The organism is Streptomyces sp. NPDC034670 (assembly GCF_055574875.1).
This window is the reverse complement of sequence record NZ_JBVITR010000013.1, coordinates 131536-141474: the sequence shown is the minus strand read 5'-3', so window position 1 is coordinate 141474 and position 9939 is coordinate 131536. Positions and strand designations below refer to the sequence as shown.

The following is a 9939-nucleotide window of genomic DNA, read 5'->3' as shown; positions in this document are numbered from 1 at the left end:
TTGGGAGGAGGGGGGGGAGAAACCTCAGGCCGCTTTTCCCCCCCCTTTTGGAGCAGAGCGAGAAACCCCCCCCCCCCCCCGTGGGGGGGGGGGGGGGGTTTCCCCCCCCCCCCCCCCCCCCCCCCCCCACCAAGATCTTCATGAGTCTTCTAGAAGATCTTCACCGATCTTCCGGGGCCCTTCGTCCGGATCGGCTCGGGCCCGCGGGGTCCGGCCCGAGCCGGACGATGGGCCCCGGGGCCCGCCGGACGGCGGCGCGCTACCGCGCCGCCCCCCGCAGCCGCCGCCACGCCCCCGGCGCCGCGCTGATCAGCACGGTCAGCGCGATCGCCGCGACCACGCCCTCCCACGGCTCCCGGAACAGCGAGCCGCCCAGTATCCCGATCAGCTGGTACGTCACCGCCCAGGCCAGGCAGGCCGGCAGGTTGCCGCGGACGAAGCGGCGCACCGGCCACTTCGCGACCAGGCAGGCCAGCATCACCGGCAGGCGCCCGGCCGGCATCAGCCGGGACAGCACCAGCACCGCGACCCCGTGGTCGGCGAGCTTCGCCTGCGCCCGCGCCAGCCGGTCCTCCGGAGCGCGCGCCCGGATCGCCTCCAGCCAGCGGGAGCCGTTGCGCGACCCCATCCCGCGCCGTCCCAGCCAGTACAGCGCCAGGTCCCCGAGGAACGCCGCCAGCGACGCCGTCACGAACACCAGCGCCAGCGAGAACGGCGCCGCCCGGTGGAGGGCCACCACGGCCGCCGAGCTGACCAGCGCCCCCGTGGGCACCACCGGCACCAGCGCCCCGATCAGCACCAGCAGGAACAGCGACGGGTACCCGACCGCCTGCTGGGTGGACTCCGGCACCACGGTCACCGGGACGGCCGCCAGCGCGGCCGGCGCGAACAGGGACGCGCCCAGGGCCTGGCCCAGGGCGGCGGACGGGATCACCACGCGGCCTCCGGGCGCACGCTCTCGCCGTGCCCGAGCCGGTGCACCGCCGCCCCGGGCGCCCGCACGGCGGCCAGCCGCACGAACTCGTCGCCCGGCGCGTGGAACTCGTGCGGGCGCACGGCGTCCATCCCGATCGGCCAGTACGTGCCGTAGTGCACCGGTACCGCACTGCGCGCCCCCAGCAGGGCCAGCGCCTCGGCCGCCCGGCCCGCGTCCAGGTGCCCCGCGCCCAGGTACGGTCCCCAGCCGCCCACCGGGAGCAGCGCCACGTCGACCGGACCGACCTCCTTGGCCATCGTGTCGAACAGCCCGGTGTCCCCGGCGAAGTAGGTCCGGGCCTCGCCCTCCAGGACGTAACCGAGGGCGGGGGAGCGGTGCGGCCCGTACGGCAGCCGCCGCCCGTCGTGCCGCGCGGGAACGGCCCGCACGGTCAGGGAGCCGACCGTCGTCACGTCGCCGGGCGCCACCTCGCTCACGTCGAGGTGCGTGAGCCGGCGCAGCCCCGGTACGGCGCGTGGTGCGCCCCGGGGCACGAGCAGGCGCGTGCCCGGGGCGAGCAGCGCGAGCGAGGGGACGTGCAGATGGTCGGCGTGCAGGTGGGAGACGAGGGCCACGTCCGCGCGCCGGGCCTCGGCCGGGGGCACCGCACCGCGCCGGCGCCGCAGGTGCGCGAGCCGGCGGGCGAACAGGGGGTCGGTGAGCACGCGGGTGTCCGAGTCCTCGACCGTGCACGTGGCGTGACCCCACCAGGTGACCTCCACCGGCACTCCCCAGCCTCCTTCGCGCGCCTCCCCGAAGCCTACGCGCAGGAGTAGGGTCGGCGACGACGACCGGAGGTGAGGGGGCGCCATGGAGCCGGACCGGCCGGTCGGCGTGACGGCGATCGCGAGCCTGACGCCGCTGGAGGAGCTGGAGACCGATCCCTTCCTGGTGGACGCCCGCGGTCAGCACGCCGTGTGCGCCCGCTGGGCCGCCGAGCGCGGCTACGTGGTGACCCGGGAGCTGCTCGCGCGGGGACTGCGCCCCGACCACGCCGCCCTGTGGGAGGGCGTACGGCCCGGCGCCGACGTGTTCGTGGCGCCCAGCCGGCGGGTCCTGGAGCGGGCCCTGTCCTGCGTCGAGGAGTTCGCCGCCCAGTGCGCGCGGCGCGGGGTGCGGGTGGAGACGGTGGGCCACGCCGAACCGTCGTACGACGCGGCGATGAAGGCCCGGGTGCACCGCCGGCTGTCCATGCCGACCGCCGGCTACGACGGCCGCTGAGCCGCGGGCGGCCGGGTGGCCGTGCGGCCGGGGACGGAACGCCCCCTCCGGACGTTGTGACAGGGTGGGACGGGCCGGGGTCCTCCGACCGGGCCGGACCCGGCCCGAACCGGACGAAAGGCCCTGGGGCCGGGACGTGAGGTGTGCTGGGCGTGGGTGGCGGGCGTTGGCGACGGGTCGCCAGTCAGATCGGGCGGAGCGTCACCGTGTGGGCGGTCTCCACGCTCACCATGCTGCTGCTCGCCGGCATCCTGCCGGACTTCCGGCTGCGCTCGGCCGACGGCGACAGCGCCACCGACATCGCGGTCACCGCCGCCCTCGGCGCCGGTGCCTTCGGCCTGCTGTCCGCCCTCGTCTGGCCGCTGCTGGTGCGGCTGCTGCTGCTCGTGCCGGCGCTCGTCCTCGGCCTGCTGGTGTTCTTCCTCAACGGCGCGCTGCTGTGGCTGGCCCTGTACCTGAACCCCGTCGAACGCGGTGCCGCCGCCCCTCAGACCGCGGTCGTGGTGGCCGCCGTGATGTCCGCCGTCGCCTCCGCCACCGGCGGCGCCCTCGCGGTGCGCGACGACGACGCCTACCGCCGCCGCCTCTACCGCCTGGCCGACCGCCGGCGCGGCGCCGGCCCGCCCTGCCCGGACACCCCCGGCACCGTCTTCCTGCAGCTCGACGGCGTCGGCCACGACGTCCTGCTGGACGCCGTCGGCAAGGGCCTGATGCCCACCGTCGCCCGCTGGCTCGGCACCGGCGGCGAGGCCCCGCCCACCCACCGGCTCATCCCCTGGCGCACCGACTGGTCCAGCCAGACCGGCGCCAGCCAGCTCGGCATCCTGCACGGCAGCAACCACGACGTGCCCGCCTTCCGCTGGTACGAGAAGTCCCGCCGCGAGGTGATGGTCTGCAACCGGCCCACCAGCGCCGCCGAGCTCCAGGCCCGCGCCATCGAGTACTCCGGTCACGCCGGGCTGCTCGCCGAGGACGGCGCCAGCCGCGGCAACCTCTTCGGCGGCGGCGCGGGCGAGCAGGCCCTGGTGCTGTCCATCGCCACCCGCCGCCGCGGCTCCGGCTCCCGCTCCCGCGCGGGCTACTTCGCGTACTTCTCCGACCCCGCCAACGCGGTGCGCACCGCCCTGTCCTTCGCCGCCGAGGTCGGCCGGGAGATCGGCCAGTCCACCCGGGCCCGGTTCAGGAAGCAGCGCCCGCGCGTCTCCCGCGGCGGGCTGTACCCGTTCGTCCGGGCCTTCGCCACGGTCGTCGAACGGGACGTCGTCGTCGCCGCCGTGACGGGCGACCTGCTCGCCGGCCGCACCGCCGTCTACGCCGACCTGGTCGCCTACGACGAGGTCGCCCACCACTCGGGGCCGGCGAGCCGGGACGCCGAGAAGGTCCTCCAGCGCCTCGACCGCGCCCTCGCCCTGATCGAGAACGTCGCCGAGCACGCCCCGCGCCCGTACCGGATCGTCGTCCTGTCCGACCACGGGCAGAGCCCCGGCGAGACCTTCCGCTCCCGCTACGGCCTCACCCTCGGCGACCTGGTGCGGGCCGGCTGCGGACTGCCCGTGTCGCGCCGGGCCCGCCGCACCCGCAGCGGCGCGGAGGCCCGCGCGGCCGTCCGGGCGGCCCTGCGCCGGCCGGTCGAGGAGGGGGCCGAGCACTACCGGCCCCCCCGCGGCTCGGAGCCCGTCGTGCTTGCCTCCGGCAACCTCGGCCTGATCTCCTTCCCGGACGTGCTGCACCGGATGACCAAGGAGGAGATCGACGCCCGCCACCCCGCGCTGCTGCCGACCCTCGCCAACCACCCCGGCATCGGTTTCCTGCTGGTGCGCAGCGAGGCCCACGGCGGGGTCGTGCTCGGCGCGCACGGGGCGGAGGTCCCGCTGGCGGAGCTGGACGACGACCCGGGCCCCCTGGCGGTCTTCGGCCCCGGCGCCGCGGACGTCGTGCGCCGCACCCACACGTTCCCGCACACCGCCGACATCATGGTCAACTCCTTCTACGACCCGGCCGACGGCGAGGTCCTCGCCTTCGAGGAGCAGATCGGCTCCCACGGCGGTCTCGGCGGTGCCCAGTCCCGCCCCTTCCTGCTGTCCCCCCGCACGCTGTCCCCGCCGGTCGCCGACGGAGCGGAACTCGCCGGCGCCGAGCAGGTGCACCGCGTGCTGCGGCGCTGGCTGGAGGAGTCGCGGGACACGGGACGGCGCCCGGGGGAGCCGCGCCGGCAGCGTGCGGCCTGACCTCCGGCGGCCCCGGGCACCGGGGATCCGGCCCGGGCCCGCGTCCCCGGTCCCGCGGGGCGCGGCCGGCGTTCACCGCGAGAGGAACCGTCTTCCGGGTGAGCCGGGCCGGAGTGTGATCGGATAGAGCCGGGAACCCGGTGGCCGGGTTCCCGGACCGAGCACGGCCGGACATCGAGCCGGACATTTTCGAAAGGATGCGTCATGGCAACCACGCGCTCCGCACACACCGTTTGGGAAGGCAGTCTGTTCAAGGGCAGCGGGGTCGTCGCCTTCGACTCCTCCGGCAGCATCGCTGAGCAGCCGGTCACCTGGGCGTCGCGCGCCGAGGACGCCAACGGCAAGACCAGCCCGGAGGAGCTGATCGCCGCCGCGCACTCCAGCTGCTTCTCGATGGCCTTCTCCAACATCCTGGACAAGGCCGGCACCCCGCCGACCCGCCTGACGACCTCCGCCGACGTCACCTTCGTGCCCGGTGAGGGCATCACCGGCATCCACCTCACCGTCGAGGGCACCGTCCCCGGCGCGGACGAGGCGGCCTTCCGGGCCGCGGCCGAGGACGCCAAGGTCAACTGCCCGGTCAGCCAGGCCCTGAAGGGCACGGAGATCACCCTGACGGCGAAGCTCGCCTGACCCCGTCGAGCCGCCGCGGGCCGCCCCCTCCGGGCGGCCCGCGGCACGTCCCCCGCCGGGAGCCGACCGCCATGCCGCCCCGCCCCGCCGTCTCCGCCCACCGAGGAGGCTCCGAACGCGCCGCCCCGGCCACCCGGGAGGCGTACGAGGACGCGCTCGCCTCCGGCGCCGAGTACGCCGAGTTCGACGTCCGGCGCACCGCGGACGGCGTCTTCGTGGTCCACCACGACGCCCGGGTGCGCGGCACCGGGCCCCTGCTGTCCACGCTCACCCACGCCGAGCTGAACGCGCGCGCCGGGTACGCCGTGCCCGCCGTGGAGGACGTGATGGCGACGGTGGCCGGGAAGCTCGTCGGGCACCTGGACCTGAAGGAGGCCGGTCACGAGCGGGAGCTGATCGACCGCGCGAGGGCCCTGCTCGGCGAGGACGGCTTCGTGGCCACCAGCCTGGAGGACCGCTCCCTGGCGGTCATCAGCCGCGCCTTCCCCCGGGTGCGCACCGCGCTGTCCCTGGGCCGGGACGGCAGGGAGGTCGGCCGCGGCCGGCTGGTGCCGACCCGGCTGAGCGAACTGCTGCCGATGCGCCGCGTCCGCGCCTGCGGGGCCCGCGGGGTCGCCGTGCACCACCGCCTGGCCCGCGCCACGGTCCTCCGCGAGGCGGCCCGGAGCGGGCTGTTCACCATGGTGTGGACGGTCAACCAGGACGCGGCGCTGCGCGGCTTCCTCACCGACCCGCGGGTGGACGTGCTGGTCACCGACCGCCCGCGGCGCGCCGTGGAACTGCGCGCCGCCCCTCCCGCCGGGCCCGACCGCGCCCGCCGCTTCCGCCGCCCGACCGGTTGACAAGCACCCACTCAACCTATTGACAACGGCCCGCTCAAGTTTTGTGCTGGAAGTCGGAAGAGCGCCCCCGGCGGAACGGCGGAAGGGGACAGCGATGGGACGTGCGGTCGGAATCGATCTGGGAACCACGAACTCGGTGGTGGCCGTGCTGGAGGGCGGTGAGCCCACCGTGATCGCCAACGCGGAGGGCGCGCGGACCACCCCCTCGGTCGTGGCCTTCGCCAAGAACGGCGAGGTGCTGGTCGGCGAGGTCGCCAAGCGGCAGGCGGTGACGAACGTCGACCGCACCGCCCGCTCGGTCAAGCGCCACATGGGCGACCCGCACTGGCGCTTCCCGGAGCAGGGTTCGGTGGACGGCACCCGCTACCGGGCGCAGGAACTGTCCGCCCGGGTCCTGCAGAAACTGAAGCGGGACGCGGAGTCCTACCTCGGCGAGGACGTCACCGACGCGGTGATCACCGTGCCGGCGTACTTCGACGACGCCCAGCGGCAGGCCACCAAGGAGGCCGGGGAGGTCGCCGGCCTGAAGGTCCTCAGGATCATCAACGAGCCCACGGCCGCCGCCCTGGCCTACGGCCTGGACAAGGAGAACGACCAGACCGTCCTCGTCTTCGACCTGGGCGGCGGCACCTTCGACGTGTCGCTGCTGGAGATGGGCGAGGGCGTCATCGAGGTGAAGGCCACCAACGGCGACACCCGCCTCGGCGGCGACGACTGGGACCAGCGCCTCGTCGAGTACCTCGCCAAGCGCTTCAAGGGCGGGCACGGCGTCGACCTGCTGCAGGACAGGATGGCGGTGCAGCGGCTGCGGGAGGCCGCCGAGAAGGCCAAGATCGAACTGTCCTCCTCGTCGGAGACCACGATCAACCTCCCCTACATCACGGCCTCCGCCGAGGGCCCCCTGCACCTCGACGAGAAGCTCACCCGCGCCCAGTTCCAGGAGCTCACCGAGGACCTGCTGGAGCGCTGCAGGAAACCCTTCCACCAGGCCGTCAAGGACGCGGGCGTGGAGCTCTCCGCCGTCGACCACGTCATCCTCGTCGGCGGCTCCACCCGGATGCCCGCCGTCACCGACCTGGTCCGCGACCTCACCGGCAAGGACCCGCACAAGGGCGTCAACCCCGACGAGGTCGTCGCCCTCGGCGCGGCCCTGCAGGCGGGCGTCCTGCGCGGCGACGTGAAGGACGTCCTGCTGCTCGACGTCACCCCGCTGTCCCTCGGCATCGAGACCAAGGGCGGCATCATGACCAAGCTGATCGAACGCAACACGACCATCCCCACCCGGCGTTCGGAGATCTTCACCACCGCCACCGACAACCAGCCCTCGGTCGGCATCCAGGTCTACCAGGGCGAACGCGAGATCGCCGCCTACAACAAGAAGCTCGGCGTCTTCGACCTCACCGGCCTGCCGCCCGCCCCGCGCGGCGTGCCGCAGATCGAGGTGGCCTTCGACATCGACGCCAACGGGATCATGCACGTCTCCGCCAAGGACCTCGCCACCGGCCGCGAGCAGAAGATGACCGTCACCGGCGGCTCGGCGCTGCCCAAGGACGACATCGACCGCATGATGCGCGAGGCCGAGCAGCACGCCGAGGAGGACCGCAGGCGCCGCGAGGCCGCCGAGACCCGCAACCAGGCCGAACAGCTCGTCTACCAGACCGAGAAGTTCCTGCGGGAGAACGAGGCGGTGGTCCCCGGCGACACCAGGTCCGAGGTCGAGTCGGCGGTCTCGGAGCTGAAGCGGCTCCTGGAGCAGCAGTCCCCCGAGACGGCCGACCTGCGCGCCGGCGTCGAGAAGCTCGCCGCGGTCAGCCAGAAGATGGGCCAGGCGATGTACGAGCGGAACCGGCAGACCCCCACGGAGGGCGCCGAACAGCACACCTCGCCGCAGGAGGAGGAGGGCGTCGTCGACGCGGAGATCGTCGACGACGACAAGGACTCCGGGGAGCACCGCAGCGGCACGGCCTGACGGGCGGCCGCCCTCCGCGCGGGCGCGTCCGGGGGCGGACCGGGCGCGCCAGCCGGGTCACGGCTTGCGGGCGACGCCCGCGTAGACCGGCACGATCCCCTCCGCCTGGGCCGCCACGTCCTCCGCCTCCGGACGCCAGCCGTGCACCGGGATCACCCCCGGGCCCAGCAGCTCCAGCCCGGCGAAGAAGCGGGAGAACTCCGCCAGCGAGCGCGGGTGGAAGGGCGTGCCGCCGCTCCGGAAGAGTTCCGCCGCCCGCTCGACGGCCGCCGGGTTCAGGTCCGGGGTGACCTGGGACAGGATCAGGTGGCTGCCCGGCGCGAGCGCGGCGACGTACCGCCCCAGCAGGCCGTACACGTCGTCGCCTCCGGGGTCGTCGTCCAGGTAGTGGGTCAGCGCGACCAGCGACAGCGCCACGGGCCGGCCCAGGTCCAGCGACTCGCCGGCCCGGCGCAGCACCGTGTCCACGTCCCGGACGTCGGCGTGCACGTACTCCGTGGCGCCCTCGGCGGTGCCGTGCAGCAGCGCCTCGGCGTGCCGCAGCACGATCGGGTCGTTGTCCGCGTACACCACCCGCGACTCGGGTGCGACGCCCTGCGCCACCTGGTGCAGATTGGGCTCCGTGGGGATGCCGGTGCCGATGTCCAGGAACTGGCGCACTCCCGCCTCGGCGACGGTCCGCACGGCCCGGTGCATGAACCGGCGGTTGGCGCGCGCCCCGCGCACCGCCGTGTCGTCCGCCGCGAGGATCCTCCGCGCCAGCTCCTCGTCCACCGGGTAGTTGTCCTTGCCGCCGAGCCACCAGTCGTAGACGCGGGCCGGGTGCGGCCGGCCGGTGTCGACAGGGGTGCGCGCGGCGTCGGATCCGGTCATGCGCCGTCTTCTCCTCGGGGGTCGAAGGCTCGCCGTACTCGATGGTGCGCAGGGGAGGACGCCGTGCCCGGCGCCCGGGTTGCCCCGCGGCGGCACCCCGCTCAGTGGCTCTCCCGCCACCGCCGCAGCAGTTCCTCCGTGCGCCGGGCCGGGGCGGCCCGCGCCGTCATGTGGTCCAGGACCTCCAGGTGCGCCGAGACCTCCTCGCGGGAGTCCAGGTACAGGGCGCCGGTCAGGTACTCGGTGAACACCATGTCCGGCAGCTCCGGCTCGGCGAACCGGAACAGCGAGAACGGCACGTGGGTGCCCGGATGCGGCCCGTCGGCGAACTCGGCGACCTGGAGCGTGATCCGGTCCCGCGCGGACCACTCCAGGAGCTTGTCGAGCTGGTCGCGCATCACCCGGCCGTCGGCGCTCACCGGGCGCCGCAGCGCCGTCTCCTCCACGACCACCCAGAGGTGGGGCGGGTCCTCGCGCTCCAGGAGCCGCTGGCGCTCCATGCGCAGCGCCACGTGCCGTTCGACCGCCGCGGGTCCGGCGGTCCCGATCGTCCCGGCGTCCAGGACGGCCCGCGCGTACTCCTCGGTCTGCAGCAGTCCCGGGACGAAGTGCGGCTCGTAGGAGCGGATGATCCGGGCCGCCCCCTCCAGGCTCACGTACAGGCTGAACCACTCCGGCAGCACGTCGTGGTACCGCTGCCACCAGCCCGGCCGGTTCGCCTCCTCCACGAGCTCGACGAACGCCTCCGCCTCGCTCCCGGGCACCCCGTACGCGGCCAGCAGGACCTGGACGTACGGGACCTTCAGCGCGACCTCGGCGGTCTCCATCCGCCGGACGGTCGCGGGTGCCACGCGCAGGACCCGGGCGGCCTCCTCGCGTCCGAGGCCCGCGGCCTCCCGCAACTCCCGCAGCCGCCTTCCCAGCACCACCTGGCCCACGGTGGGTGCGGCCCGCCGCTCACTCAACGCCACGCCTCCCCGACGTGCCCCGCCCTCCGGGCAGTCTGCCACGTCCCCCGGTTCCCCTCGACCCCCCGTGCGGGGCGGTCCCGGTCCGGCGGGGGCGGGCCCGGGACCGCCCCGCATGACCCCGCGGGTAATCGACCGGGCCCGGTTCCCGGGGCGAGGGTGGGGGCACCGGGGTGTGGGGGCGGGCCCCCCTCCTCCAAAAACCCCACATACACCGCCCCCCCAACCC

Annotated in this window: 9 protein-coding genes; 5 read left to right on the top strand and 4 right to left on the bottom strand. The window is 74.9% G+C overall.

Annotated features, from left to right (window positions below):
* Positions 1–259: 259 nt before the first annotated feature.
* Complete coding sequence (locus ACZ56B_RS12605) at positions 260–892, bottom strand: DedA family protein (RefSeq protein WP_468789107.1); 633 nt, start codon at positions 890–892, stop codon at positions 260–262.
* Between the two features lie 38 nt (positions 893–930).
* Entirely contained in the window at positions 931–1704 is a 774-nt protein-coding gene (locus ACZ56B_RS12600) for an MBL fold metallo-hydrolase (RefSeq protein WP_468789097.1), read from the bottom strand.
* Positions 1705–1786: 82 nt separating this feature from the next.
* On the opposite strand from ACZ56B_RS12600, the gene ACZ56B_RS12595 reads away from it, so the two are divergent.
* From ACZ56B_RS12595 to dnaK, 5 genes are all read left to right on the top strand, one after another.
* A complete protein-coding gene (locus ACZ56B_RS12595) occupies positions 1787–2197 on the top strand; it encodes a hypothetical protein (protein ID WP_468789095.1) in 411 nt (136 codons plus the stop codon).
* A 143-nt stretch (positions 2198–2340) separates the two neighbouring features.
* Positions 2341–4425, top strand: coding sequence for a phage holin family protein (locus ACZ56B_RS12590; protein WP_468789094.1), 2085 nt, complete (start codon positions 2341–2343; stop codon positions 4423–4425).
* Positions 4426–4629: 204 nt separating this feature from the next.
* The gene (locus tag ACZ56B_RS12585; protein ID WP_468789093.1) at positions 4630–5058 is read left to right on the top strand and encodes an OsmC family peroxiredoxin; all 429 of its coding nucleotides are present in this window, start codon (positions 4630–4632) and stop codon (positions 5056–5058) included.
* A 71-nt stretch (positions 5059–5129) separates the two neighbouring features.
* The gene (locus tag ACZ56B_RS12580) at positions 5130–5900 is read left to right on the top strand and encodes a glycerophosphodiester phosphodiesterase family protein (RefSeq protein WP_468789092.1); all 771 of its coding nucleotides are present in this window, start codon (positions 5130–5132) and stop codon (positions 5898–5900) included.
* Positions 5901–5994: 94 nt separating this feature from the next.
* Positions 5995–7869, top strand: coding sequence for a molecular chaperone DnaK (dnaK, locus tag ACZ56B_RS12575; protein WP_468789090.1), 1875 nt, complete (start codon positions 5995–5997; stop codon positions 7867–7869).
* Between the two features lie 57 nt (positions 7870–7926).
* On the opposite strand, the gene ACZ56B_RS12570 is transcribed toward dnaK, so the two are convergent.
* Positions 7927–8742, bottom strand: a complete 816-nt coding sequence (locus ACZ56B_RS12570) for an SAM-dependent methyltransferase (RefSeq protein ID WP_468789088.1) — start codon at positions 8740–8742, stop codon at positions 7927–7929.
* Positions 8743–8843: 101 nt separating this feature from the next.
* On the bottom strand, positions 8844–9707 hold the full coding sequence (locus ACZ56B_RS12565) for a helix-turn-helix domain-containing protein (RefSeq protein WP_468789086.1): 864 nt from the start codon (positions 9705–9707) through the stop codon (positions 8844–8846).
* Positions 9708–9939: the final 232 nt, after the last annotated feature.

What these genes read in the sequence shown, in the direction of transcription:
- ACZ56B_RS12585 (WP_468789093.1), top strand. Translation starts at nt 4,630, where the DNA reads ATGGCAACCACGCGCTCCGCACACACCGTTTGGGAAGGCAGTCTGTTC.
- ACZ56B_RS12570 (WP_468789088.1), bottom strand. Translation starts at nt 8,742, where the DNA reads ATGACCGGATCCGACGCCGCGCGCACCCCTGTCGACACCGGCCGGCCG.
- dnaK (WP_468789090.1), top strand. Translation starts at nt 5,995, where the DNA reads ATGGGACGTGCGGTCGGAATCGATCTGGGAACCACGAACTCGGTGGTG.
- ACZ56B_RS12595 (WP_468789095.1), top strand. Translation starts at nt 1,787, where the DNA reads ATGGAGCCGGACCGGCCGGTCGGCGTGACGGCGATCGCGAGCCTGACG.
- ACZ56B_RS12580 (WP_468789092.1), top strand. Translation starts at nt 5,130, where the DNA reads ATGCCGCCCCGCCCCGCCGTCTCCGCCCACCGAGGAGGCTCCGAACGC.